Raw genomic sequence first — 26,242 nt, forward strand, 5'->3', positions numbered from 1 at the left:
CCGGACGGCCGCCCTCCACGCCGCTTACGAGGCCCCACCCCGAGCGCTTCGTCCGCGGCCGGCCCACGCCGCGCCGGCCTCCCGCCGCGGTCTACATCAACCTTCCGCGCCGCCCCGAACGCGGTCTTCGCGAGTCCGACGTCCATGTCCTTTGAAGGTGGCGAACCTCCACTACGCCGGTTTCGCGGAACGAACGCGCCTTGTTTAGCTCGCAGTCCGCCCACCCGTTCAAGGAACGGCAGGTGCCCCGTACCAGGCGCCAGAATCTGCGAAGAACACGAACGCATCTCCGCGCAGATCTCCGTTAGTATCGCCGAGCAGTTGCATGTCCGAGCCGAGGCCATGCCCGGAGGCCCACTGCATATAACCGGGGCCGAACCCACTCTCGTACGAGAGCGCCGCGTACCATGCGCCGTCGTACTTCGGTCCCCCCTGCGCATTGAAGAACACGACAGCGTCCTCCATCGCGTCCCCATTGACGTCGGCGACGAATTGGGCATCGGAGCCGAAGCCGTGACCCTGCATCCATGCCGTGTACGGTTCAAAGCTGGTCCCGTTTGAGAGGGCAACGAACCACGCGCCCTGAAGCTCTGGCTGTGGGTGCTCGTTGTAGAACACGATTGCGTCCGCGAGCCCATCACCGTCCACGTCACCGACGAACTGGGCGTCGGAGCCGACGCCATGCCCAGATCTCCACGGTTGATAGGGCCCGAACCCCGTCCCGTGCGACAGCGCCACATACCACGCGCCCTGGAAGCTCGGATCGGGCTGATTCTCGAAGAACACGATGGCGTCGGACAATCCGTCGCCGTTTACGTCCGCGATGAATTGATTGTCTGAGCCGAGGCCATGGCCGGTAGCCCACAGGCCATACGCGTCGAAATTGGTGCCGCTCGAGCGTGCTACGTACCACGCACCCTGAAATTCGGGCTCGGGGTAATCATCGAAGAACACCACCGCATCCTCCCGCCCGTCGCCGTCCACATCGCCAAGCATTTGGTTGTCCGAGCCAAAACCGTGCCCCGACGCCCACTTGTTGTACAGTCCGAAGCTGGACCCTGATGATAAAGCGACGAACCATGCCCCATTGAATTCGGGGAGCTCGGAGTTGCGAAAGAACACCACCGCGTCGTCGCGGTGGTCGCCGTCGACGTCGGCGAGGAACTGCCGATCCGAGCCGAAGCCGTGCCCGTCTGTCCAAATCGCGGGAGAGGAGAATTGACGGAACGATGCGTCTCGGGCCCCATAGACCGCCTGAGCGCCCATGATGTCGATCACGCTCAGGCGCCCGTCTCCGCCCCATTCAGGGTTGCAATAATTCATGACCGAGTCCAGGTCCCAAGGCCCGATCATGAGGTCGCCGTCATTCCCTTGTTCCTCACCGGCGCACGATCCAGGTGTGTCGGGGCGGTTCTGCTCGTGTGAGAACCCAAGCGCGTGCCCAAATTCATGTACCGCGATGTTGCGAATGCAGCTCATGCGTGTCGTCGCGCACGACGGCGCCCAGTTTGCGAAGGTGAAGTTGAGCGACATTCCGTCCTTCTTGCCATCGAGCTTTGAACCGAGAGATTTGACGTGCGGCGGCTTCGGCTCGCCCGGCGGCGGCGGCTGAGGTGGATCTTCAACCACGATGTGGATCCCCGGCGACTTCTTGTCGCATGTCCCCCAGCCGGTGAAGTCAACCTGGGCGACGAAGGACCACGTCGTCTGCACTGCCTTCTGGACCTCATAACGGGCAACCGTGTCACTTGACGCGGGGTTCTCCCAGCACACGGGAATCTGTTGCGCATCCCAGACCGATTTCTCCAGCACGAACAAGCGCGGGTCGACTTGGTCCGCTTCAAGGGCGGCTCCTTCGTAGCAAGCCGACATTGTGTGGGCGAGTAGGATGGCGGAGGTGTTTCGCATGGTGCTCCAATCGTTCGAGGTTCCAGTATCTGCAACGGTGTTAGACGATCACTCTGACCAACCTGATGTCGTTGTCGCCAGTCCCAACGACAGGCGGCACGCCTGCCTATGTTCGAGTGAGGACGATTGACACCGCTATCGCTATGCGCTGGTGGTGTCGTCGACAGCCCCCAACCGCCCAGTTTTTGTGGCAGGCACTCGGGACGGCCGCCATACATATGCCGTCGGGGGCTATTGCGGGTGGGGCGACCCGGAATGCCAACTCACGGTGCGGTCGCCCGGCAGGAAGGCCGATGCTGCAGGGACCAGGAACAGGGTCCCCGCGCAAAGGCGCGCCGGGTCTCGCGGCAGGCCTCCAGCAAAATGGTCGTGGGTTAGGCCGGCGCGGAAGGTGGCGACGAGCAGGCACGTGGTCCCGCAGTCGCGGCAGCGCGGGGTCGGGACGTTCCGCGTGCGGTGGTAGGCGCCGAAGTGCTGTCCGGCGCGCGCCACGCCGGGCGCCGTCGAAGAGGGGCAGCCCGCGACGGAGGATGAGCCCCGGCGTGACTGCGTGCCTGACGGCCAGCCCGAGCCCCCTCCGAGTCCTACGCTGAAGTGCTGCAGCTCAATAACCCATCGTGAAGGCAGCGTGACCGTATGTGTTTCAACGGATGAGCCGACGCGAATCCCAAAACGTCGGACTTGCCGGATTGGGCCGCGAGCCCGCGCGGATCTACTTCGTCCTGAGCTTTACGAACTCGACCCGCTGGTCGCACAGAAGTGGCCGCACCGCCTCGACGGCTCGTCGTGCATCGGGAAACTGGAACTCCGGCACGACGTCCGGAGCTTCCGGATGGATGTACACGCCGCCGTGATCTCGCGCGACGGCCTCGGGGGAAACGCCGTCGGCGACCCCGACGCTCACTTCCGCCGATGCCGTCTTCGAGCCCGCCTTCGTCGTGCCGGACGACCAGTTGTCCCACAATTGGAGCTCCTCGAGCCTCCCGCGGTATTTGATGCGCACGGTTTCGCGGGTGCACGGAGCATCGGGCGGCAGTGTCGGCCACCGCGGAACGGGGGCCGCGACGACGAGCATGGGCTGGGTACACAAGGGCACCCCGGCCGCACGCATCTTCTCGACGGTCTCTCGATTGAAGTCGCTCGTGAGGTCGACCGATGAAGCGTCGTAGCACCACCCCTCGACGAGAAACTCCGGATGCGGATCGGTGTCCTGCATCTCCGTGGGCTCTTCGGGATGGTCGAAGTTCTCCGCCTGCCACTCTACCCAGCCGACGGATCGGCCGGTGAAATAGCCAGTCAGGCGAAAGGTGCCGAACACGAACCACTCCGCAATAGGCGGCACCCCCGGCGCGACAGAGGGATAGAAGAATTGGTGCGCGCCATACGCTTCAGCGTCGGCGTCGCGTCGATAGTGCGTGAAGTGAGCGCATTTACAGCCGTATCCGAGCGTCGTCTGCGCGTCGATCGTCACGCGAATGGGATGTCCGGCCGCCCGGGCTTCTGCCCATATTTTCTCCAGCGCCGCCAGCTCCCAGCCCTCGGGGCGCATCGCCGGCGGCGGAGAAGCCATTCGCTCCAAACTCGACAGGACCTTCTTCGATTCGGAGCGCGCCACGTCCCCGTCGTCGGACCCCACCGCACCGCGCCCGGCCGGGCCAGGGGAAGGACCCTGAGGTCCCGCGCCCGATTCGGAGCGCGCCACGTCCGCGTCGTCGGGCCCCTCCGCACCGCGCCCGGCCGGGCCAGGTGAAGGACCCTGAGGTCCCGCGCCCGAGCACGAAACGACTGAGCCGAGCAGTAAAACGCGCTGAAGCCGCGACAGCACGAGCCACTATACGATCGTTTGGTGCGCGCGAACATTTTTGAAATGGCTCGCTCTCCAGCCGCGTGGTCACCGCACCGACCCACAGCGTTGGGCCCGCGAGCGAGGCGGTTACACCTGCACGCCGCGACGACGTCGACGGCCGCGACCGCAAGCAGCTGGAGCGGGTCTGTCGCTACCTGCTGCGCCCACCCTTCGCCCACGACGCCGTCAAGGCGCTCCCGGACGGCCGGGTCCGCGTCCTCATCAAAGCCCCCTGGCGCAGCGGGGCCGCCCACGCCGACATGCCGCCCGACAAGTTCCTCGCGCGCCTGTGCGCCCTCGTGCCGCGGCCCGTCGCAAGGTCCGGCGCGCCAAGGACTGACGAGCACCGTGCTCTCGATTCACGGCGGCGGGGTTCCACTTCGCGTCGCTGAGCAGCTCAAACAGTACCGGCAGCAGCGCGGCGATGGGCTGCAACGCCTTGACGAACCGATCCTCGCGGTGTTGAGGGATCTGCCCCCGGCGGAGACGGCGTCGTCCGAGCGCGACCCCGACGGCGACGGGTCGCGGCGCGCCACGCCTGCCCGCCGGAGGCCTACGCTCCCCGGCGCCCGCGGACGTGATGGCCCGCCGAGGTCACCGGCGAGCGGTCCGCCGGCCTCGACGGCGCGACGAAGCCAGCGGCGCCGCTCGTGGTCCGCTCACAGGCACTCGTCCGGCCCGATCTCCGGCGACGAGGACACGCCGTCGCCGCGCGGATCCCCGTCGTAGTCGCTCGTGACCACCGGCGAGACCAGCGCCAGGTCTTCGAGGGCGCAGCTCGCGTCGAGGTGGAAGCCCGCCACCGTCGGCTGGTTGACGACGGGGTTCACGTACGACGGCTCGATGCTGACGTTGCCGGAGGCTTGCACGAACTGGACGCCGTCGACGGCGTCCACCTCGGCGGCCGTCTTGGCGCACGTGTTGGTGTTGATCTGCGCGAGCAGGCACTGTCCGCCGGACACGAGGTCGTTGTTGCGCAGCACGACGCCGCCGTTGAACGTGTTCTTGTGGACGACCGCCGTGCCGGCGGCCGAGGCGACGTGGAAGATGTTGTTGACGAGCAGCGGCGGCGGCGCGTTGACGTCCTGGTAATCCTCGAGGTGCATCGCCGCGCCCTTCTCGATCCAGCACAGGTTGCTGTCGAACCGCAGGTGAGCCGCGTCGGACTTGTAACACGTCTCCTCGAGCCCGCCCGAACAGCCGATGTAGCACGCCTCGAGGTTGTTCCCCTTGTAGCCGCCGAAGAACCAGTTGTTGGCGTACAGCGAGTCGTAGTTGCCGACAGTCTTCAACGCGTTCGAATCGCCGGACGCGCACAGTGGGTCGTCGCCGGCGAAGGGGCACACGAACACCGCGTTGCGCTGCACGATCGCGCGGGTGAACCGCACGATGAGGATGCCGTACACCGAGGCGGTGTTCGTCGCCCCGCCGACGATCTCGTTGTCCTCGAGCACGAGCTGGCAGGTGTGGTCGAGGCTGCCGCGGACGTACACGCCGGCCGCGTAGGCGAACGAGTTCATGGTGTACGCGTGGCCGCCCATGATGCGCCCGTTGTGGCGCGCCGTGAGGTCGCCCTCCCTCACCGAGATCCCGTAGGCGTCGTTCGCTCGCTTGGCGACGTCGATGTTGCCCGCGACGAGCTGATTGTGCTCCACCAGGGCCGCGGACTTCAGGATGGAGACGCCGATGTTGCTCGATGTGAACGTCTGCAGCGCCGAGCCGCCGGCGACCAACTCGTTGCCCGCGATCACGTGGCCGGGGCCGGCGTTCTGCAGGTTGACGCCGACCGCGCCGAAAGCGTGAGGCGACGGCGCGCCGATGACGCGGGTGTTGTTGGTGACTGCGACCGGCTGCGCGGTGGCGACGGCGACCGCGTGGGTGAACGTGCCGACGTCGCCGGTCAGTACGCCGCCGGCGATGTCGGGGTTGTTGTCGATCGACACGGCGCTGCCCGGCGGGAACGCGCCGGTGACGTGGATCCCGCGCGCGATGCTCGAGTTGCTGCTGGTCGTCCCGGTGATCGTGCTGCCGGTGACGTGGAGCGGGACACCGACGGTGCGGATGCCGGCCACGTCGGTGGCCGGACCGCCCCCGTCGACGGTCACGCCGGTGATCGACGCCGAGATCGGCGCGACCGCCGTGTTGCGCAGCTCGATCGCCGCCGCGCTCTTCATCCGCGTGTTGCCGCCGAGGTCGCTCCCGAGCGCGTACAGGCCGTCGATGACGGTCTGCCCGACCCCGTCGGTCAACAGACCGATGGCGACCGACTGGGCCTGCGCGTATCCGCCGCCCGTGATCGTCCCGCCCTCGATCACCAGCTTCTCCGCCGCGCGGTGGTCGAGCGCGATCGCCGTCGGCGCGTCCCCACTATGAACATTCGCGCCGGTCAGCGTGGTCATGCCGTAGCCCGCCCGGCCCACGAGCACCCCCGTGGCCGTGCTCGTGGCCGTGTTGCCCGCCACCGTGCCCCCCGTGATCGTCAGATCGCCGAGGCCGAGGTGCTCGATCCCGAGGCTGGTGCCGCCTGTGCCGCCCTGGATCGTCCCGGCGACCGTCAACCCCGCCAGCTCCGCCCCCATGACCACCCCGAGCCCGACCGACTTGCTGCCGCGCGGGCCGGCCACCGAGGACGTCGGCCCCAGCGTCGTCACGCCGCCCGAGCCGCTCGAGACCAGGATCCCGTACGCATTCGTCCCGTAGCTCGTCATCGGCGCCGTCGGCTCGACGCGGACCCCGTTCAACGTCGCCGCCGCGCTGCCCGCGATCGACACCACCGCGAACGTGTTCGGGCTCGGGTTGATGGGCTCGGACTGCACCGTGAACCCGTCGAGCGTCGCCGTCCGGTCCGGCAGCCACTCGACGACCCGGTCCGTGTAGCGGATCACGGTCCCATTGGTGGCAGGGTTCGCGTCGCGCGGCCCGGCGAAGGTCGGCTCGTAGCCGCCGAGCACGTCGTACCCGTCCTTCATCGTCACGCGCTCGAAGTAGGCGGTGCCGGCGGCCGCGACCTTGATCGGCGACGTCGCGGAGGCCGCCAGCGCCGCGCCGATGCTGCACCACGGGCGCGAGATCGTGCCGCACTGCTTGGCGGGGACGCACGTGTCCTTCGAGACATGGGGCCCGTCGCACGGCAGCGGGATCGTGCAGGCGTTGGTGCAGGCGTCGTCGTCGACGTCGTTGCCGTCGTCGCAGGCCTCGCCCGGGTCGACGATCGCGTTGCCGCACTCCTCGCTGATGCACGTCGCGCCGCAGCCGTCGGCGGGCGCGTTGTTGCCGTCGTCGCAGCCCTCGCCGGGCCCGAGCAGGCCGTCGCCGCAGCTCGCGACCTCGCAGCTCGCGGTACACGCGGCGTCGTCGGCGTTGGCCGGGCCGTCGTCGCAGGCCTCGTGGTTGACCCACACCCAGCCGTCGCCGCAGGTCGCGGCCGTGCAGGCCAGGGTGCAGGCGCCGCTGTTGGTATTGAGGTTGCCGTCGTCGCACGCCTCGCCGCTCTGGAGGATGCCGTCACCGCACGCCTCGAGCTTGCACAGGTCGGTGCAGCCGTCGTCGTCGTCGCCGTTCTTGCCGTCGTCGCACGCCTCGCCGGCCTGCACCACCCCGTCGCCGCACGCCTCGAGCTCGCACGCCGCGCTGCAACCGTCGTCGTCGCTGGCGTTGCCGTCGTCGCAGGCTTCGACCGGACCCTGGTGACCGTCGCCGCACACGTTGTCTTGACAATCGGCCAGACAGGCGCCCTGGGGCCCGTTGTCGCCGCCGTTGTCGCACGCCTCGACGCCGAGGTGCACCAGCCCGTCCCCGCAGATCGCCAGCCTGCACGAGCCCAGGCAGGCCGCGCTGTCCGAGTTCATCGGCCCGTCGTCGCACTCCTCGGCGGTCCCGGGCGGGAGCGGCTGCCCCTCGTCGTCTTTGGTCTGCACCGCCCCGTCGCCGCAGCTCGCCGCCACGCACGTGTGGAGGCACGCGTCCGCGTCGTCGTCGTCGCCGTCGTCGCATTGTTCGCCCAGGTCGGCGTCGACCACCCCGTCGCCGCAGCTCGCCGGGGCGCAGTCGTTCCCGCATGCGTCCGCGTCGACCTGATTGCCGTCGTCGCAGCCCTCGCCGGGACCGACGAATCCGTCGCCGCAGACGTTGACGCTGCAATCGTCGAGGCAGGCCGCATTGGCCCCGTTCTGGGCCCCGGCGTCGCACTCCTCCCCCGCCTGGATCAGCCCGTCGCCGCACGCGGGCAGCATGCAATCATTGGTGCAAGCGTCGTCGGGCGTGTCGTTGCCGTCGTCGCACGCCTCGCCGCCGCCGACGACGCCGTCACCGCATACCGCTGGCCCGTCGGTGTCCTCGCCGCCCGACGTCGGGACCGTCGGTCCGCCGGTGGTCGGCGGCTCGCCGGTGGTCGTCGCGCTCGGCTCGCCCGTGGTCGTGTCGCTGCCCGTCGCGCCGGTCGGACCGGCGTCCGTCTCGATCGCCGGCGAATCCGAGCCGCAGCCGAGCGTCGACGAACCGATGACGAGCGCGAGCGAAGAACCAACCAGTCGCTGAAGCACGGCTCAGCGTGCCACGTTCCGCCCGCCGAATCACTCGACGCTCGCGGTCGCCCTGCCGCCCGCCGTGCGATTGCTCCGCTCCCTCGACGGTCTGCGAGGCCCCCTGCGGCGATCGGCCGCTATGCCCCAGCCATCCAGAGCCAGCTTGTCGTCACCGACGTCGACGGGATCGTCACCGCGCACGCGCGGGCCACCGGAGACGTCGTGGGGGTGTTCCGCGTCCCCGACGGGAAGGCGAACCATCCCCACGTGACCCGCCTCCACGCCGACGAGCACCGGGTGGTCGTGGTGGCCGGCCGCATGGAAGAGCCCGGCTTCTTCGCCACCGCCGACGGCACCGCCCACGTGTGCTGCCTCGAGTACGCGACCGGCGACCTGATCTGGCGGCATTCGCTCAAGGGCGGCCAGAACATCAGCATTTCACGGCGACGCTCCTGGTCGAGGGCGGTCAGGTCTTCGTCGCCCACGCCGAGCTCCTGGTGGCCTTTTCGCTCGAGACCGGCCAGCAGCTGTGGCAACGCCGGGTCGAACGCGCGGCCGCGGGGAGCATCCACGTCTCCGTGTCCCTCGCCGTGCCCGGCCTCGCACAGCAGGGCGACAGGAAGTGAGCCGCCCGCCGCGCCGCGGCGGTCGTCGCTGTCAATAGTGGCAGCCCTCGGAGTCCTCGCGGGTCATCCCTCCGAGAGGCCGCCGATGGACGCCATGACCGGGCTCGGCGCGGCGATCATCGGTCGCCAGCGGCCTCTACCTGCTTCGCCGCGAGCGCGCTGGCTCGGCCGCGACGCCGGCGGCCGAAGCCGCCGGCGACCGCACCTCATGACGCCGGCAGCAGGGCGGCGTCGAGCTCCGCTGCGCGGGCGAAGGCCGGATGCGCGGTCACCCGGTCGATATAGGCCTGGATCACGGGCGTCGCCTCGACCAGACCGAAGCCGGTGGTCCAGCGCAGGGCGGTGCCCCACAGGATGTCGGCGACGCTCAGGCGCTCGCCGAGGATGTAGTCGCCGCGCCCGAGCTGGTCGGTGAGCGTCGCCAGCATGATGTCGTAGTCGCCGTAGGGCGCGGTGGAGCGGTCGAGCGCCGGCCGCTGCATCGCGCGGTCGATCACCGCCGGCTCGAAGGCGGAGCCGTAGAAGGCAATCCAGCGCAGGTAGGCGCCGCGCACGGGATCGCCCACGGGCGGCGCCAGGCCAGCATCGGCGAAGGCGTCGCCGAGGTAGATGTAGATCGCCACCTGCTCGGTCACCACGACATCGCCGTGGCGCACGGTCGGCAGCTTGCCCATCGGGTTGACCGCGAGGAACCCGGGCTCGCGCTGCTGGCCGCCGTTCATGTCGACGAACTCGACGCGGTAGTCGGCGCCCAGCGCCTCGAGCAGGACGCGTACGCCGGCCGAGCGCGAACGGGGATGGTGGAACAGGGTCAGGTCGGTGGTGGTCATCGGATGCTCCGGGTGGTGGATGCGCGCAGGCTACGTGGAATTGCGGACAGCTTCGGTCCTCGATAGCGTGCGACGATGCTCTCGACCTCAGCGCGCCTGCTCCGCCTCGCAAGCCTCCCGCGGCTCCACGCCCGGCTGCGTGGCGAGGTCGCGGCCCGGCCAGTGCCGGCGCGACTGCACTGCTGCCGACCCGCCTGCGCCGCCGCGCCTCCGCGCTGCACGACGTCAGCCATGTGTGCGACCCAGGCCGGGTCGGCGGCGCGGAGGCGCAGGAGCCGGTGGACCCCGCCCCTGCGGCGTCGACGCTGCCGAACGCGTCCTCGCTCAGGGAGGCGACAGGCGGGCGAGGGTCAGAGCTGCTTGCCGATCGCAAGCAGTTGTTGGCGCAGCCACTGATGGGCGGGGTCGAGGTGGCGACGCTCGTGCCAGTAGAGGTGCATGGCGAACCGTGGGATCGCCAGCGGCGGCTCGTGGATCGTCAGCGGCAGGTGGGCCGCGAAGGCGCGGGCGACCCGCTCGGCGAGCGTGATCACGAGGTCGGAGCCGGCGACCGCGTGCGGCGCGACGAGGAAGTGCTGGAGCATCAGCGCGACGCGACGCGACAAGCCGCGCTCGGCGAGCAGATCGTCGACGACGCCGCGAGGGGTGCCGCGCGGCGCGATGAATGCGTGCGGCAAGGCGACGAACGTCGCGAGATCGAGCTTCTTGCCGATCCGCGGATGGTCCCGCCGGGCGACGCAGACGAACCGCTCGCGGAACAGCCGGCTCTCGCGCAGGCCGGCGCCCGCGTGCGCGCCGAGCGGGTCGGCGCGGGCGAGGCCTCGGCCCGGGGCGACGAGGACGTCGAGCTCGTCGAAATGCTCGAGCGGCCGTTCGAGGGGGAAGTCGCGCGCGACCAGATCGACGTGCGGGGCGGTCTCGGCGAGGCGGGTCAGCAGCGGCGGCAGCAGGATGAACTGCGCGTAGTCGGCGAGCCCGAGCACGAACGTCCGCCGCGCGGTGGCCGGTTCGAACGCGGCCGGCGGCGCGAGCACGGCCCGCACCGAAGCCAGCGCATCGGCGAGGCGCGGCGCGAGGGCCTCGGCCCGCACCGTCGGCACGAGCGTCTGCTTGTCGCGCACGAGCAGCGGGTCGCCGAGCAGCCGCCGCAAGCGGGCGAGCGCGTGACTGGTGGCCGACGGCGACAGGCCGACCCGCCCCGCCGCGCGGGCGACGTGGCGCTCGGCGAGCAGCGCCTCGAGGACGACGAGCAGGTTGAGGTCGAGCGCGGCGAGGTTCGGTTCGTCATGCACGCCATGCATGCCGCGAGTGTACATACTGCACTGGGAGCATGTCGCGGGCGGCGTTAGCTTGAGCCGCGGAGGCAGACGAGCATGTACGTCATCAGCGGAGTCACGGGTCATACAGGCAAGGTCGCGGCGGAGACGCTGCTCTCGCGCGGGGAGTCGGTCCGGGTCGTCGTGCGCGACGCGGCCCAGGGCGCGGCCTTCGCGGCCCGTGGGGCCGAGGTGGCGGTCGCCGATCTCGGCGATGCCGACGCGCTGGCGCGGGCGTTCGCCGGGGCGAAGGGCGCCTACGTGCTGCTACCGCCGAACCTGGCGGCGCCGGACGTCTTCGCCTGGCAGGCGGGGCTGCTCGCGGCGTTCCGGTCGGCGGCGGAGGCAGCCGCGCTGCCGCACCTGGTGTTCCTGTCGTCGATCGGCGCGAGCCAGCCGTCCGGGACCGGGCCGATCGTCGGGGTCCACCGCGGCGAGCAGGTGCTGCGCGGGCTCTCGCGCACGCGGGCGACCTTCTTGCGCCCGGGCTACTTCCACGAGAACGTCGCGGGGTCGCTGGGTACCCTCGCCGAGGGCAAGTTCGTGACGTTCTTCCCGCCCGACTTCCCGCTGCCGTCGGCGGCGACGCGCGACATCGGAGCCCTGGTGGCGACGCTCCTCCTCGAGGGTCCGACCGAGGATGGCGCGGTGGTCGAGCTCGGCTCGCCCGTGACGCCGAACGAGACCGCCGACGCGATCGGCCGTATCACCGGGCGCCGGCCCGCGCTCGTCGCCCTGCCGGCGACGGAGCAGGCGGCGACGTTGCGCGGCCTCGGGGTGCCGCCGCCGGTCGCGGCGCTGTTCCAGGAGATGACGACGGCCTTCATCGACGGGCACATCGCCTGGGAGCCCGGGCGGCGCCACGTCGCGTCGCAGACGTCGATCGAGGAGGTGCTGCGCGGGCTGCTGTCTCAGCCTCGCCCGTCGCAAGCGCAGTCGTAGCCGGGCGCGAACGATCCTCGGGACACCAGGACAGGGGATGCTCGCCGCCGCCACGGCCGTGGCGCGGGCGAACGCCTCTCTGCTCGACGGCCGGCGAAGCACTCCGCTTCGCCGGGTACGCCCGGGTCGCGCGCTCAAGGATCGCCGTCGCGAAGACCCAGCCGGCGCTTCACCTCCGCCAGCGCCCGCCGACTCACTTGCGCGCGCTGGCCGTCGGACAGCTCGAGCACGGCCGCGCCGTCGCGCTGGTGGAGCGTGCGCACCTCGCGGAGATTGACGAGCTCGCTCCGATGCACCCGCAGGAAGGCGAGGCCGGCGAGCCGATCCTCGAGCGGCGTCCCCTTCGTCCACGCTCCGCTCCCCTCGGACAGAGTCCTTCGTTTGCAGGTTGATCGGGCGAAGCTCGACCGGAGGGTCCACGCCGAGGTTTGGCCGCCTCGGAGCGGGTGACGCCGGGGTCTGGGCCAGCGCGAGCGTCCGTACCCCGGTCCAGCGACCTGTCCCCGGGGCCATGTCCGTCCGGGCTCGAGATGCGGTACGTTGGCGCCGTGCCGCGCGCCTGGACGCTCCTCCCGCTCATCCTCCTCGGTGCGCCCGCGACCGTGCGGGCGGAGGTCGGTGTCGCCGACTTCTCGCCGCTGTACGAGCGCCAGCTCCTCGGGCTCGACGACTTCTCGTACGACAGCGGCTGGTTCCCGATGGACGGCCCGCTGCAACTGCGCCTCGTCGTCCACGCCGGGAACTCGGTCGAGATCTCGATGCCCGGCGAGGGCCACTACGACTGGGCCGAGCAGGCGATCCGCTTCGTCGGCGCGCCCGAGGCCGGCGCGCTGCGCTTCGACATCGGCCTGCAGATCGACGCCAAGGTGCGCTTCGACGTCCTCGGGTTGAAGTGGGAGTCCGACATCATCGGCCCCTACGACTACGCCGTCCTCGCCGAGGATTTTTTTACGCCTTACCTCCTCCCGGGCAACCCGGAGCGCCCGGTCGTGATCGACGACGAGACCGATCCCGCCACCGTCGTGGCCGTGCCGGTGACGCCCGACATCCTCGTCGCCGCCGGCAACCTCAACGTCGACGCGTACGCGATCCTCCAGGGCTCGCTCGCGGGCCAGGCGATCGAGGCCAGCGCCGACGCCCCGCAGCCGGTCTTCGCCAGCGTGACCGAGGAGGGCACCCTCGCCTCGTTGCCCGCCGGGGCCGGCCCGCAGCCCGATCCGTTCCTGGTCGACGGCGCGCTCGTGTGCGACCTGACGGCCAGCCCGACCCTCGTCCTCAAGCCGACTCTGGTGATGGAGATCCTCGGCCAGGAGTACGAGATCGCCGACATCGAGATCCCCATCGAGCTGCCGCCGTTCGCCGAGAACATCCGCTTCGATGCGATCACGATGTCGTTCCCGCGGCCGGCCGCTGTCGAGCCGACGACCGGCGCCGACAGCGAGGGCGACAGCCACGGCATGAGCGGCGGCGAAGACGAGCCGACCGGTGGCGGCGCGCCCGAGACCGGCAGCACCGGCGAGGACGCCCCGTCCTCCACCGACCCGGACGGCCCGGCGAGCGGCGACCACTCCGCCGGCGGCGACGACGGCTGCGGGTGCCGCAGCGACGGCAGCTCCTGCTCGCCGGGGGTGCTCGCGCTCCTCGGCCTCGCCCGCCGCCGTCGCGGTCGCCGCGGCTGAGCGCCCACGACGAAGATGTCCCGGGGGACAGCCGCCCCTCCCGCGAGCGCGGCGACCTCGCTCGCGCGGTCGGGAAATCTGCTCCTCGCCGGGATGGTCCTCGGGTCAGGTGGAAGCTGTCGGGTTGACCCCGGCCCGGCGCGAAGAGGGGCGCCTGCGAGGGGCGCGAAAAAGTCCGGACTTTTTTGGATCGCAACGCGACGGTCCTGGCTCTTCACCGTGGAGCGTCGCGCCGGCCGGTCGTCCTCCGACGAAACCTGGGCCGGGCGACCCAGCCACCCCGAGGCTCGACCTTCCCGCCTCGAACTTCTTGATCGAGAACCGGCATGCACCTGCGTGACTCCTTCATTCTGGCTTCCCTGTTCGCCACCACCGCCTGCCCGCTGAACCCGGGCACCACGACCGACGACGCGGCCACGACCGAGACCACGGACGAACCGGGCACGACGGGCTCGACCGAGTCGATGACCACCGGGCTCGCCAACACGCCGCCGACGGCCCCGGTCGTCGCCATCACGCCTGCGAGCCCGACCGCCCTCGACGACCTGGTCTGCTCCGTCACCACCGAGTCGACCGACCCTGACGGCGACGCCGTCAGCTACACCTTTGTCTGGACCCGCGACGGCGTCGACGCGGGGTTGGCCACCGAGACGGTCCCGGCCGCAGAGCTCGCCGACGGACAGGAGTGGGAGTGCATCGTCACCCCCTCGGACGGGATCGACGAGGGGCCGTCCGGCGCCGCCAAGGTCCAGATCGGCGCGGCGCCGGTGGTCCCCGAGACCTGCGCCGACGTCAAGGCGAGCCAGCCGGCCGCGACGGACGGCGCGTACACGCTCTACATCGGCAAGGACCCGAACAAGCCGTGGACGGCTCATTGCAAGGACATGGCCGCGGTCCCGGTCGAGTATCTCCCGCTCGTCAACGTCCAGGAGGGCCGCAACTTCTCGCAGTACACCGCCAGCAACAACTCGCCGGGCACCGACGTCCGCACCCGCTTCACCCACCTGCGGATCGATCCGATCACGCTGCTCGTCGACATCGACGACGTCACCTTCAGCAGCTCGACGGGCCAGCTGATGCACGGCCAAGTCGCGGTGACGTCGATGCCGTACGCGGTCGCCGAGGGCTGCAGCGGTACGGAGGACAGCGTCGCCAACGTCGACCTCGTCGGTACGCCCTTCAAGCTGAAGGAGTCGTTCTGCACGGCGGGCTTCGGGGCGCTCGGAGGGGCGGTCCTCGGCATGTCGGATCAGGTCGCCGACCTCACCGGCGGCGGAGGCTGCGGCTGGACCTCCCCGTCGATCGGCGACACCTGCACGGACAACCCGCAGAACAAGAACAGCGGCTTCGTGCTCGACCTCGAGTACATCGACCCCTTCGACCAGGCGTGCCAGTCGCACTGCGCGAACGCCCTCGAGTGCGGCATCTTCCCCGACCTCCCCACCTGCATGACCGACTGCCTGAACGTGAAGACCGGCGACCCCGAGTGCGACGCGGCCATCACGGTCACCACCATTTGCGTGTCGATGCAGAATTGCGAGGACTTGGCCAAGACGCTCTATGATCAGATGTTCGGGGACTGCTCCGACGAGCGCATGGCCGAGGACGTCCCCTGCATGTGACGCATCGGCAAGACCGGCGCGAGCCGGCCATCGATGAGCTCGCCGCCGGTCCGGCTCAGCGGATGTCCGCGACGGTCACGCCGAGCCGCTCGGCGTAGCGCTCGAGCGTGCGTCGCCAGGCCGGGCGCGCCAGGGCCCGATCGTAGTAGGCCCGCAGCCGCGGGTAGTCGGCGAGGAGAGCGGTCCGCCGGATCTGGCGCAGGACGGTCGCGAGCAGGATATCGGCGACCGTGAAGTCGTCCGCGGCGATCCACGTGCGCCCGTCGAGCCGGCGCTCGAGCCCGTCGAACCCGCGGCGGGCCCAGGCGACCAGCGCGGCCCGCTGCGCACCGCCGCCCGGCAGGCCGCCGAGGTCGATCAGCAGGATCATCGCGACCGGCGGCTCGACCGTGGTGAGCGCGGCGAAGCACCACTGGACGACCGCGGCCCGGCCGGCGGCGTCGGTCGGCAGCGCGCCGGCCTTGTCCGCCAGGTAGAGCAGGATGGCGCCCGTCTCGGCGACGACGACGCCGTCGTCGTCGATCACCGGCGCCTGGTGGAACGGGCTGATCGCCGCGTACGCCGGGCTGTCGAACTCGCCGCCGGTGTGGTCGAGCGGGTGGACGCGGTAGGGCAGCCCGAGCTCCTCGAGCGCCCACTGCACCCGCAGGTCGCGTGTCTCGCCGATGACCTTGCGATGAACCCGGCCGAAGCCATAGAGCGTGATCATCCGATCCTCCTCATCCGGGCCGTTGCAGATCGTCGCCGTCGATGTGGACAGTGTGAGCCTCGGCCACGCGGCGGCAGTCTGCGCGAGATCGCTCGCCCCGTCAATCCGTCCGCCGCGAGCCCGCGGCCGCACGAACTCGCTACACCTGCACCGTGCGCGCGGTCGGAGCGCCTCGCCTCGTTCCCGGTCGCTGTCCTCGTCATCACGTTCGGCGGCATGGTCGTGACGCCATGCGCCGCGGCGCATGTCCGAACGGTCAGCTCGGCAGGCCGCAGAAACCGACGTGCTCGAGGCCTGCGGGGGCCTGGCCCGGCTCGAAGAAGGGCAGGCAGGTCTGCATGGCGCCGGGGCAGGCGGGGGGCATGGTGGTGTCGCAGAAGGGCAGGCAGCAGCCGAGCGCCAGGGGGTCGCACTCGCTGGCGAACTCGACCGCGGCACAGAACAGGCCGGGGTCGCAGGCGCCGAGGGACTCGCAGCTGGCGAAGGCCTGGCCCGGGTCGTCGGAGTCGTCGGGGAGGCAGAGGAAGGCGTCGGAGGTGGTGGTGCAGGCCTGTCCTTCGGGACAGTCTCCGACGAGCGGGTCGCACTGCGGGAGGCAGAGGTTGAGGACGGCGTCGTTGGCGATCAGGCAGGCGGTGCCCTCCGGACACTCGGGAGTCTCGGGCGAGCCGTCACAGGTCTGGACGCAGGTCCCGGTCCGGGTGTCGGGGTCGACGCGGAAGCACATCGAGTCGAGGTCGCAGCTGTCGATGCCGCTGACGGGGCCGCCGGTGACGGTGCAGGCCTCGCCGGCGTGGTCGGGTTCGGGGTCGAGCGGGACGCACTTGAGGTCGTTCCAGGAGCCGCCGCCGTCGTTGGCGAAGGGGCTGCACTTTTGCCCCTCGGGGCAGTCCTGGGTCCATGGATCGCACGGGGCCATGCTGCAACGGACGTCGTAGGCGTCGAGCGCGTCGAAGCAGTCGTCCGGTGGGACGATGAAGGTGGTCTCCGGGGCGTCCGAGGTGCTGGAGGTGGCCGGGGAGGGGCCCGAGGTGGTGGGCTGGGGCGGCTCGCCGGTGGTCGCGGGGACGGTCGTCGTGGTGGTGGTCGTCGTCGTCGTCGTCGTGCCGTCGCCGGTGGTGCGGTCGCCGTCCGTGGTCATGGGCGCCTCGGGGCCGCAGGCGGCGAGCAGCGCGAAGAGGGTGAGGCGGTGCGTGACGGACATGACGGGCTCCTCGAGGCGGGTGGTGACAAATGAGGTGGTCGAGAAGACATGGTGGTGAGGGCATGTCCTCCTGGACATGACCTAAGGGAGGCGGCAGAGGCCGAGGTGCTCGAGGCCGGCGGGGGCGTCGCCCAGGGCGAAGAAGGGCAGGCACTGGAGCATCGGGCCGGGGCACTGCGGCAGGTTCAGGTCGCAGAAGGGCAGGCAGCAGCCGAGCGCCTCGGGGTCGCACTCACCGGCGAGCTCGGGCTCTCCGCACCACAGGCCGGGGTCGCAGGCGGCGTCGCAGCTGTCGAACGCCTGGCCCTGGCCGCCTGCGCCCGGGAGGCAGAAGAAGGCGTCGGGGTCGACGGAGGCGGCGACGCATGCCTGGCCCTCGGGACAGGTCTGGGCGAGTGGGTCGCAGGTCGGCAGACAGAGGGCGATCACGCCTTCGTTGGCGATCATGCAGGTGGTGCCCGCCGGGCACTCGGGCGTCTCCGGCGAGCCCTGGCAGAACGGGACGCAGGTGCCCCCGAGGGTGTCGGGGTCGACGTGAAAGCACATCGAGTGGCCGTCGCAGCTGTCGACGCCGCTGGCCCCGTGACCCTCGACGGTGCAGGGGTCGCCGGGGTGGTCGGGCGCGGGGTCGAGGTCGACGCACTTGAGCGCCTCCCAGTCGGCGTCGCCGTCGCCCGAGTAGGGGCTGCACTTGGCGCCCTCCCAGCAGTCCTGCACCCACGTGTTGCATTCGGTGCAGCGGACCTGGTACTCGCCGAAGGCGGCGCCGCACGTGCCTCCGTCGAAGGGGATGATGAAGGTGCCGTCGCCGGTCGTCGCGGTCGAGGTGGTGCTGCCCGTGCCGGTGTCGAGGCTCGTGGTGGGCTCGCTCGCGGGGTCAGGAGCCGTGGTGGTGGTGAGGCCCGCGGTCCCGGGCGCGGTCGTGCCGGTGCTGCTCTCGGTCGACATGGGCGCTTCCGGTCCGCAGGCGAGCAGCGCGAGGAGGACAACAAGCGGAAGTCTGGACATGGGGAGCCGACATCTCTGCGCGAAAATGCTCGGATGATTTGAGCGGTTTGAGAGCATTGTTGGCATGATTTCGTCAGAAATACCAGGCCGGCAGGGATTTGTGCGCGCTTCCCGCGGGGCTCGGCAGTCCGGGTCGTCGGAGCTCTGCCAGGTTGAAGGCGAGCTCCGTGCGCTGGCCTGAGCGAGACGAGAGGTTCAGCCGCGAGAGCGACGACGCGTGGGCCGGCGAGAGTTCGTCGGACTCGCGCCGAGCACGGAGCGCTCGCGCTGGGCGACGAGGAGGCGCGGCTCGTGGTCGAGCTCGACGAGGGCATGCGGAGCGGATCGACCTCTCCGAGCTTCCCGTCGCGCCTCGGCGCCGGGCCGACGGACCTCGCGCCTCTGCAGGACGCTGCGGGCGAGCATGGAGAGTCGGCCGCTTTGTCGATCGACGCGAAGGTGTCCTCGGCGCAGCGTGCGTGGCCGGCCCTGCCGGGCGCGGCAGGTTCACGCTGCTGCGCGATGCGCCCGTGGCATGATCGAGGCGTGCCGACGGAGCCGGACAACATTGCGCTGAGCGAACAGGAACTTCGTGAGATCGCCGGCTATGCGGCGGATTGTGCACGCCGGGTGCTGCCCATCTTCGAGCAGCATGTCCCTGCGGACCCGCGCCCGCGCGAGGCCATCGACGCCGCATACGCGTTCGCCGGGGGCGGCCGGCGCACGGCCGCGCTGCGGCAGATGGGGTGGGCGGCGTACAGAGCGGCGCGAGAGGCCGCTTCACCCGCTGCGGCCGACGCGGCCCACGCGGCGTGCCACGCAGCCGCCGCCGCGTATCTTCATCCCAAGGCGAGCGCGCATCAGGTGAAGCACATCCTCGGTGCGGCAGCGCATGCGGCACGAGCAGAAGAGCTGGCATCCGGAGCAGACCCGCGGGCCCCTGCGGGGACGCTCGAATGGGCCCGTCACCGCGCGCCAGCGGCCGTCATCGCGGTGCTCGGCCGTCTGCCCGCCGCGCCGCCCGGGGGTGGGCGCGTGGGAGAGCTCATTCGCGATCTCGACGCCGCTCTCCGCGCCTGAGGGCGAGCAGAGGGCCTCGCGCGCGCTCGTCGAGCGACGCATGGCGTCGCCTGGACGGACCGGCAGGCCGTCGCTTCCACGGCTTCGAGGGCGCGCCGGCGGCCGAGCACGCGGAGGTCCTCGCGCATGGCCCAGGTCGTCCGCTGCGGCGACCTGCAGGAGGAGTCGACGGACGACGTGGGGTCACCACCGCGTCGGCGTGAGCACGTCGCCTCGCCCTCGGGAAAACAATCACTTCCCGTTCGTCACGGTCTGCAGCGCGGCGGTGAAGTTGTTGATCAGCTCCTGATCGGAGTTGCGCTTGAAGGTCATCGGGTCCGGCACGATCTCCGTCGTGAAGAAGGCCATCGCCTCGTCGACGTAGCCGGGGGGGATCTGGGCCATCGCGCGGGCCTGGAACAGGAGCTCGCTGACGTGGAAGGTCTTCGAGATCACCCGTGCTCTCGGTGCCGGCCCCGCCGCCGCCGCCGCAGCCGATCGCCGCCGCCAACCACATGCTCGCCCACCCGGGCCGCGCTCGCATCATCCTTACCCCCCGCGCTCGGGGGCTACCACGAAACGCCGGCGACCCGCGACGGCGGATCCTCCGAGGCGTTGACGCGGGGGCCCGCCGCCCCGCTGGCCGGCGAGCCGCTCGCGCCCGGCCCACGTGGCTCACTTGCGTCTGCGAGCGCGTGGTCGCACCGCGGCGAGCGGATCCCGCGGGGGCTGCGAGGCATCGGATGGCCCTTGGGACATGTCTTCGAGGGCCATAAGAATGGGCGGCGGCGCGGGACGATGGGCGCATGAAGGTACATTTTCGCCATGTCTATTCGGACATGGCCAAAGAGACACGTTAGAGAGGCGGCGCGGCCGGGTGCGCGGCGAGCCAGCTCAGGGCGCGCTCGGCGTCCTCGGTCCGCGACTTGGCGCGCCAGATCGCCAGCGCGGCCTCGGCCTCGGCGCGCGCCTGCAGCGGAGCGGCGGTCGCGGGTCCGGTCAGCGCCTGCGCGCGGGCGAAGCGGGCCCGGGCCACCGGCAGGTGGTCGGGCTCGGCGACGGCGCCGTAGAGGGCCAGCGCCTGGCCGGCGAGGTCGGCCGCGTCGTCGAAGCGGCGGCGGGTCAGGGCCAGCTCGGCGAGCGCGAGCAGGTTGCGGGCGATCGTCAGGTTGCCGGGAGGGACGACGCGCTCGAAGCCGGCGAGCGCGCGTCGGAGGTCGGCCTCGGCCTCGTCGAGGATGCCGAGCTTGAGCCGCAGCTCGCCGAGCGCCAGCGATATCTCCGCGACCTCGAGCGTGCGCTCGGCGGCCAGCGCCGCGAGGATCTGCTCGAGCGGCGCCAGCGCCTCGGCGGTGCGTCCGAGCGCGTCGAGGGCCTGGGCGCGGTTGTACAGCAGGCAGCGATGGCTGCGCCCGAGCGGGTCGGGCGGGGCGGGCAGCCGCGCCACGGCGCGGTCGTACTCGCGCTGCATCCCGGGCGCGTCGCCCTCGACCCCGAGCAGGTGGACGCGCTCGCACAGCACCGCGTCGAACACCCACGACGACTCCGGCACGGCCGCGAGCGCGCGGTCGAGGTGCTCGCGCGCGGCGGCCAGCCGGCCCTCGTCGATCTCGAGCAGCGCGAGCATGTGCAGGACCTGGCCGTGCATGTAGTCGTTGCCGAGGCGATCGAAGCGCTGCTCGAGGTCGGCGAGGCGGGCGATCGCCTCGCGCGGGCGCCCGAGGCGTCCGAGGCCGCCGGCGAGGAGGAACGCGTAGCGCAGGTGCACCGCGTGGTGCGGGCCGAACAGCTGCTCGGACAGCGCGGCGGTGCGGGTGTAGATCGCCAGCATGTCCTCGTCGCGGCGCTCGGAGTGGGCCAACCAGCCGAGGTTGGCCCGGGTGTTGAGGCCGCCCAGAGTCTCGCCGCGGCCGTGACGCTCGCGCAGGGCCACGGCCTCCTCCCAGTGCTGGCGCGCCGCGGCCAGCTCGCCGCCGGTGGCTTCGACGACGCCGAGGTTGTTGAGGAACTCGGCGTACAGGTCGACCTCGTGGCGCACGCGCCGGTTGAGCGCGGTCGCCAGCGGCAGCTCGGCCTGCGCCTGGGCGAGCTGGTTCAGCGGCACCGCGCGCAAAAAGGCGTGCTTCGAGCTGGCGACCGCGGCGACGGCCTCGTGCCCGCAGCCGATCGCAAGCTGCATGGCGTCGGTGAAGGCCCGCTCGGCCGCGTGGTGGTCGCCGGCCTCCATCGCCAGGCTGCCGGCGCGCAGCAGCGCCTCGGCGTGCAGCGGCTCGTAGGCCAGCGCCGAGCTGTCCGCGAGGACATCTTCGACCAGGGTCCGGCCGAGCGCGTACTGCCCGGCGTCCTCGCGGACCTGGGCGCGCGCGAGGGTCTCGCGGTGAGCCTGGACGCGCAGGCGCAGCCGCGGGTCGTCGGGCGGGGGGATGTCGGCGGTCAGCGCCTCGGCGTCGGCGCAGCGGGCCAGCGCGGGCAGGTTGACGCTCGCCTGGACCGCGCTGTCGAGCCCGGCCGCGTCGACCTGCGTGAGCGCGGCGACCAGCGTGTCGAGGCCGGCGCGCCGCTGGTCGAGGCAGGCGGTGCGGAGGTCGAACAGCGCCGCCGACTGGCGCGCCTCGGCGTGGGTCAGGCAGGCCTCGTTGCGCATCTCGACCCACGCCGCGGCGTAGGCGTCGATCCGCGGCAGCACGCCGGCGAGCGCGTCCGCGGCAGCGGGGCTGCCGATCGCCGAGAGGGCCGCGCGGACGGCCTGCGCTCGCTCGTCGTCCCACACGCCCGCGAGCTCCGCGGAGGCGTCGGGGCAGCGCTGCGGTTCGGAGCCGCCGCTGCTCGCCGCGACGAAGCCGGCGGCCGCGGTGACCGCCGCGGTGACGGCGAGCGCGGCGAGGCGTCGCTGGGCCGCGCGCGGATCGTGCTCGAGCGCGGCGAGCAGCGCCGTCATCGACGGGAAGCGGTCCTCCGGCGCGAGCGACAGGCCGCGGCGGATCGCTCGATACACGCGCGCCGGCACCGGCGTGCCCGCGGGCGGCGGGGCGACGGCGCCGCGGCGCAGGTCGGCGAGCAGCGTCGCCAGCGAGGTGGTGTCGAACGGCGGCTGCCTGTAGAGGCACTGATACAGCGACACGCAGAAGCTGAACTGGTCGCTCGCCGCGGTCGACGGCTCGCCGCGGTGCGCCTCCGGGGACATGTACGCCGGCGTGCCGAGGACCGCGCCGGTGCGCGTGAGCGGGGTCAGGTGCGAGTCGCCCGGCGTGACGTGCTGCGGCAGGTCGGACGGCGCGCGCTCGCGGTCGTCGGCCGCGCGCGCGAGGCCGAAGTCGAGGACCTTGACCGCGCCGTCGTCGGCGACCATCGCGTTGGCGGGCTTGAAGTCGCGGTGGATGAGGCCGGCTTGGTGGGCGGCCTCGAGGCCGCGGCCGGCGCGGACGAAGGTGGCGACGACCTCGCGCCAGGGGCGGTCCTGCTGCGCCCACGCCTCGAGCGTGGTGCCGCGGACGAACTCCATCGCCACGAACACCTGGCCGTCGTCCTGGCCGACCTCGTGGACGCTGACGATGTTGGCGTGAGACAGCCGCGCCATCGCCTGCGCCTCGCGCATCAACCGGCTGCGCGCGAGCGCGGGGTCGCGGGCGGTGTCGGCGAGCAGCACCTTGACCGCGACCTTGCGGTCGAGCAGGTCGTCGTAGGCGGCGTAGACGACGCCCATGCCGCCGCGGCCGATGAGGCTCAAGATCTGGAAGCGACCGATCTGGACCGGCGTGGTCCGGCGCGGGAACAGGGCCCGCTTGACCAGCTTCTTGTCGAGCGGGTCCTCGCCCTGCTTCAGCGGCGCCATCGCCCGCGGGAGCGTGTCGCCGTCGCCGAGGACCGCGGGCGTGCGCGCGTCGGCCCCGTCGGCCTCGTCGCAGGTACCTCGGTCGCTCGCCATGGCAGGTCGACTCCGCCGGTAGTGTGGCCGATTCGAGGCCAAGCTGCCGGTTGACAGGGCGTGAAGGCCCGTCCGGCGCGCGTGCGTCATCGCGCGGGCGAGGTCGACGGGATCCGTGACGGAAACTCGCGGACGCGGGAAAGCAGACCGCGAAGGCATGAGCGCGCGGCGGAGGATGAAGAGGGGCAGGTCCGCGAAGACCTCGGGCCGACACGCAGCCCTCGACCAGGTCGCGCGGGCAGCCACCCCGCGATCGGGCTTCGCTGCGGTGCGACGTCGGTCGCGGATCGGGCTGCCGCCCGGCTCACGCGGGCGCTCGCGCTCGAGCGCGGGGGTCGGCGAAAAAACTCGAGCGCGCGGCAATTGATCCGCGGTCCCCGATCACCCTCCCGGACGTAGTTCGGGCACTACAATGCGCACCTCCACCAACACCATCTCTCTCCTCCTCGCTTCCACGTTCATCCTCGGCGCCGCTTGCGACGACGCGACAGGGCCGGAGTTCGCCGCGGACGACGACGTCGCGCTCCGCTGCACCACCCCGGATTGCACGCCGCCGCCGATCAACAACACCTCGAAGGTCGGCGACCACTACCTGAGCAACGTGGCGATGGCGTTCAACTCGCCGGTCGAGAACGAGACCGCGGACGTGTTCATCGAGGGCGCCACCGCCTACTTCGGCGGGACGCAGGAGGGCGTGGCCCAGATCTCGGTCGCCGACAACGGCGAGCTGCGGCTGCGGTCGGTCGTGACCAACACGGTCATCGGCGGCGAGGCCGTCGAAGGCGCGAGGTTCTACGTCTACCTCGACTCGCACGCGGACGGGTCTCGGGAGCTCGCGCACCTGAAGATCGCCGACGCGGAGTGCGAGCCCGGCCTCTACGAGCCCACGATCACGATCTGCCGCTACACGTTCGTGACCGACGTCGTGCCGGCGGACACCGAGCTCTACCCCGAGCACGAGACGGACGAGGGCTGGTACCACACCTGCCCGAACGAGACCGAGGGCGGCCAGCTCGGCAGCGCGTACAAGTTCAGCTCGGTGCTGAGCCCCAACGTGGCGCTGTCGATCGGCAAGGGTACGCCGAGGATCGAGGTCGCCCCGGGCACCTTCATCAACGGCTGCCTCAACGGCGCGGTGTCGAAGGGCCAGTACCGGCTCAACGCCTTCTACGACTCGAACGCTCCCCGCGGCCTCGACCCGAGCCAGCGCACGCCGATGCTGCTCATGTGGATGGCCTGGCACGCGGACGGCTCGCGCACGATCCCGGGGAAGCAGATCTCGCCGCACGACCCGATCGGCGGCCTCTTCACCTGGACCTCCGAGAACAACTGGGACATCGAGGCCGGCTACGGCGAGCCCGGCGCGACCTGCCGGGGCGGCTCGCTCCAGACCGGCATGCACCGCCTGTGGATCGATCCGGTGCTGTCGCTGGTCGGCTGGGACGCGCTGCCGCACTGCGACGCCTCGAACCTCGACGATTACGCGGTGCTCGGCGTCAAGGTCCCGGCCGACCTCTGGTGATTGCTGCGGGGGAGGGGCGGGGCCCGCGACGCGATTCGCGGGCGTCGTCCGGCGGCTCAGCGCTTGGCGGGGCGCGTCTGGTCGATGCAATACACCAGACCGTCGCGCAGGCTGGCGAGGGTGGTGAGCTTGCCCAGGTCGACGCCGATCGAGACCATGGTCTGGGCGATCGTGGGGCGGATGCCGGTGATGATGCAGCGCGCCCCCAGCAGCTCTGCCGCGAGCACCAGCCGCAGCAGATGCTCGGCGGTGGCGGTGTCGATGAATTCGACGCCGGTCAGGTCGATGATGGTGTAGCGCGCCTTCTTTTGGATGATCGTGTCGAGCAGGCGGCCCATGGTCTCGGCGGCGCGCTGACTGTCGACGGTGCCGATCAGCGGCAGGGTGAGCACGCCCTCCCAGACCTCGATGATCGGGGCGGCGAGGGCGCGGATGGCGTCCTCCTGGCGGGCGATCAGGCTGAGCTTCTCCAGCAGACGCTGCTCGGCCTCGGTGCGCTCCTCGACCTCCTTGCGCAGGCGCTCGAGCGCGACCGCCAGGTCGGCCCGGGTCGCGTCGTCGGTGGCGAGCATGTGCTCGAGCCGGTCCTCCAGGCTGGCCTCGGAGGGAGTGATCACGAATTCGTCGTACTTGTCGCCGTTGGTGACGAAGGCGACCTGCTCGGCCCAGCACTGCGAGACGCCGAAGTGGCGCTGGAAGATGCCGGCGAACTTGCCGCCGAGGTAGCTCGCGCCCCAACTGACGCCGAGCACCTTTTGGATGTCGGTCTCCCAGTGGTGGTGGACGCGCACGACGGCCCGCCTGGCCGCGCGGTCGAGCGCGACGAGCTCCCATCGACCCCAGCCGAAGGTGGCGGCGACGTGGATCAGCGCGGTGAAGCCCTCCTCGAACGTGGGGTACTGCGAGATGTAGGCCCAGTCGCCGTCGACGCCGTCCCGGCCGCCGCCGTGCAGCGCGAGCCGGAAGCGGTCGGTGCCGACCATGCGCTGCAGGCCGGAGAGCAGGCCGGCCAGCGTGCTCTCGGTCCAGATGAAGATCGCCGGGTTGCCCGCCATTCGGATGTTCCCGCGGTCGGCGTCGTACTCAAACTCGAGTCCCCCCAAGGTCGCGCGCTCGATCATGTGGTGGGCCTGAATGAACCACGTTCTCGGCGCTCGCACCACGAAGAACTTCGTCCGACCGGCGTTTTTCCGGCGTCATCCGCGATCGCGCGACCTCGGCGCCGTCATGGGATTGCCTGCGATCGACGACGCGCCTGCGCGTCGCGGCGAGCGTGGCTCGGTTGCAAGAGCGCAGCGGCTCGGTGTCACGGCGCGATGTTGCGTGCGGATGCAACGCCCCTCCGAGCGCGGAGCGAGGGCGCGCGGGGCCGTCGACGCCGTGGTCGAGGCGGCGGCGCGCCCGGACCTGCAGCTGATAACTGGATCGTTCCAGTGGGAGCGACCGGCGGGGCCTGGCGCGACCATGGCCTCGATAAACGGTCGGCACGTCCGCGGTCACATCGTCGTGAACGACTGCGAGCGCCTGGGCCGTCTCATTTCATC

At 71.2% G+C, this 26,242-nt stretch carries 19 protein-coding genes; 7 read left to right on the forward strand and 12 right to left on the reverse strand.

Features of this window, described 5'->3' with window-relative positions:
• Positions 1-228: 228 nt before the first annotated feature.
• The gene (locus tag NAEX_RS29440) at positions 229-1,872 is read right to left on the reverse strand and encodes a M12 family metallopeptidase (RefSeq protein ID WP_170136102.1); all 1,644 of its coding nucleotides are present in this window, start codon (positions 1,870-1,872) and stop codon (positions 229-231) included.
• A 748-nt stretch (positions 1,873-2,620) separates the two neighbouring features.
• The gene (locus NAEX_RS29445) at positions 2,621-3,523 is read right to left on the reverse strand and encodes a hypothetical protein (protein WP_143140382.1); all 903 of its coding nucleotides are present in this window, start codon (positions 3,521-3,523) and stop codon (positions 2,621-2,623) included.
• A gap of 272 nt (positions 3,524-3,795) precedes the next feature.
• On the opposite strand from NAEX_RS29445, the gene NAEX_RS54665 reads away from it, so the two are divergent.
• Positions 3,796-4,146 (forward strand): transposase, encoded by a 351-nt coding sequence (locus NAEX_RS54665; RefSeq protein WP_096330808.1) that lies wholly within the window; start codon positions 3,796-3,798, stop codon positions 4,144-4,146.
• Between the two features lie 267 nt (positions 4,147-4,413).
• Here NAEX_RS54665 and NAEX_RS29455 read toward each other — a convergent pair whose 3' ends face one another.
• Positions 4,414-8,295: a hypothetical protein gene (locus NAEX_RS29455; protein ID WP_096330809.1), complete on the reverse strand. Its 3,882-nt coding sequence runs from the start codon at positions 8,293-8,295 to the stop codon at positions 4,414-4,416.
• Positions 8,296-8,642: 347 nt separating this feature from the next.
• On the opposite strand from NAEX_RS29455, the gene NAEX_RS48455 reads away from it, so the two are divergent.
• A complete protein-coding gene (locus NAEX_RS48455) occupies positions 8,643-8,903 on the forward strand; it encodes a hypothetical protein (protein WP_143140383.1) in 261 nt (86 codons plus the stop codon).
• A 206-nt stretch (positions 8,904-9,109) separates the two neighbouring features.
• Here the strand turns inward: NAEX_RS48455 and NAEX_RS29465 are convergent, their stop codons facing one another.
• Together NAEX_RS29465 and NAEX_RS29470 are read right to left on the reverse strand one after the other, a co-directional pair.
• Positions 9,110-9,733, reverse strand: coding sequence for a glutathione S-transferase family protein (locus NAEX_RS29465; protein WP_096330811.1), 624 nt, complete (start codon positions 9,731-9,733; stop codon positions 9,110-9,112).
• 350 nt (positions 9,734-10,083) lie between these two features.
• Positions 10,084-11,034 carry a LysR family transcriptional regulator gene (locus tag NAEX_RS29470; RefSeq protein WP_096330812.1) on the reverse strand — a complete coding sequence of 317 codons (951 nt, stop codon included), beginning with the start codon at positions 11,032-11,034 and terminating at the stop codon, positions 10,084-10,086.
• Positions 11,035-11,106: 72 nt separating this feature from the next.
• Between NAEX_RS29470 and NAEX_RS29475 the strand changes: the two genes are divergently transcribed.
• Positions 11,107-11,991, forward strand: a complete 885-nt coding sequence (locus NAEX_RS29475) for an NmrA family NAD(P)-binding protein (RefSeq protein WP_096330813.1) — start codon at positions 11,107-11,109, stop codon at positions 11,989-11,991.
• Between the two features lie 134 nt (positions 11,992-12,125).
• Here NAEX_RS29475 and NAEX_RS53950 read toward each other — a convergent pair whose 3' ends face one another.
• Positions 12,126-12,644 carry a LytTR family DNA-binding domain-containing protein gene (locus NAEX_RS53950; RefSeq protein ID WP_256254029.1) on the reverse strand — a complete coding sequence of 173 codons (519 nt, stop codon included), beginning with the start codon at positions 12,642-12,644 and terminating at the stop codon, positions 12,126-12,128.
• Between NAEX_RS53950 and NAEX_RS52320 the strand changes: the two genes are divergently transcribed.
• Positions 12,540-13,670 (forward strand): hypothetical protein, encoded by a 1,131-nt coding sequence (locus tag NAEX_RS52320; protein ID WP_211302493.1) that lies wholly within the window; start codon positions 12,540-12,542, stop codon positions 13,668-13,670. The genes NAEX_RS53950 and NAEX_RS52320 overlap by 105 nt on opposite strands.
• Before the next feature lie 326 nt (positions 13,671-13,996).
• Positions 13,997-15,292: a GON domain-containing protein gene (locus NAEX_RS29485; RefSeq protein WP_096330814.1), complete on the forward strand. Its 1,296-nt coding sequence runs from the start codon at positions 13,997-13,999 to the stop codon at positions 15,290-15,292.
• 55 nt (positions 15,293-15,347) lie between these two features.
• Here the strand turns inward: NAEX_RS29485 and NAEX_RS29490 are convergent, their stop codons facing one another.
• From NAEX_RS29490 to NAEX_RS29500, 3 genes are all read right to left on the reverse strand, one after another.
• Entirely contained in the window at positions 15,348-16,001 is a 654-nt protein-coding gene (locus tag NAEX_RS29490) for a glutathione S-transferase family protein (RefSeq protein ID WP_096330815.1), read from the reverse strand.
• A 256-nt stretch (positions 16,002-16,257) separates the two neighbouring features.
• Entirely contained in the window at positions 16,258-17,205 is a 948-nt protein-coding gene (locus NAEX_RS29495) for a hypothetical protein (RefSeq protein ID WP_096330816.1), read from the reverse strand.
• An 81-nt stretch (positions 17,206-17,286) separates the two neighbouring features.
• The gene (locus NAEX_RS29500; protein WP_096330817.1) at positions 17,287-18,153 is read right to left on the reverse strand and encodes a hypothetical protein; all 867 of its coding nucleotides are present in this window, start codon (positions 18,151-18,153) and stop codon (positions 17,287-17,289) included.
• 351 nt (positions 18,154-18,504) lie between these two features.
• Here NAEX_RS29500 and NAEX_RS29505 point away from each other — a divergent pair, with 351 nt between their 5' ends.
• Positions 18,505-19,272: a putative immunity protein gene (locus NAEX_RS29505; RefSeq protein WP_211302494.1), complete on the forward strand. Its 768-nt coding sequence runs from the start codon at positions 18,505-18,507 to the stop codon at positions 19,270-19,272.
• Positions 19,273-19,503: 231 nt separating this feature from the next.
• Here the strand turns inward: NAEX_RS29505 and NAEX_RS29510 are convergent, their stop codons facing one another.
• Both NAEX_RS29510 and NAEX_RS29515 read right to left on the reverse strand, forming a co-directional pair.
• On the reverse strand, positions 19,504-19,707 hold the full coding sequence (locus tag NAEX_RS29510; protein ID WP_096330818.1) for a hypothetical protein: 204 nt from the start codon (positions 19,705-19,707) through the stop codon (positions 19,504-19,506).
• Between the two features lie 400 nt (positions 19,708-20,107).
• Positions 20,108-23,176 carry a serine/threonine-protein kinase gene (locus tag NAEX_RS29515; RefSeq protein ID WP_170136103.1) on the reverse strand — a complete coding sequence of 1,023 codons (3,069 nt, stop codon included), beginning with the start codon at positions 23,174-23,176 and terminating at the stop codon, positions 20,108-20,110.
• A 412-nt stretch (positions 23,177-23,588) separates the two neighbouring features.
• Between NAEX_RS29515 and NAEX_RS29520 the strand changes: the two genes are divergently transcribed.
• On the forward strand, positions 23,589-24,698 hold the full coding sequence (locus tag NAEX_RS29520; RefSeq protein ID WP_096330820.1) for a hypothetical protein: 1,110 nt from the start codon (positions 23,589-23,591) through the stop codon (positions 24,696-24,698).
• A gap of 56 nt (positions 24,699-24,754) precedes the next feature.
• On the opposite strand, the gene NAEX_RS29525 is transcribed toward NAEX_RS29520, so the two are convergent.
• Positions 24,755-25,858 carry an STAS domain-containing protein gene (locus tag NAEX_RS29525; RefSeq protein ID WP_245913827.1) on the reverse strand — a complete coding sequence of 368 codons (1,104 nt, stop codon included), beginning with the start codon at positions 25,856-25,858 and terminating at the stop codon, positions 24,755-24,757.
• Positions 25,859-26,242 lie beyond the last annotated feature (384 nt).

Source organism: Nannocystis exedens (assembly GCF_002343915.1).
Taxonomy (GTDB): Bacteria; Myxococcota_A; Polyangia; order Nannocystales; family Nannocystaceae; genus Nannocystis; species Nannocystis exedens.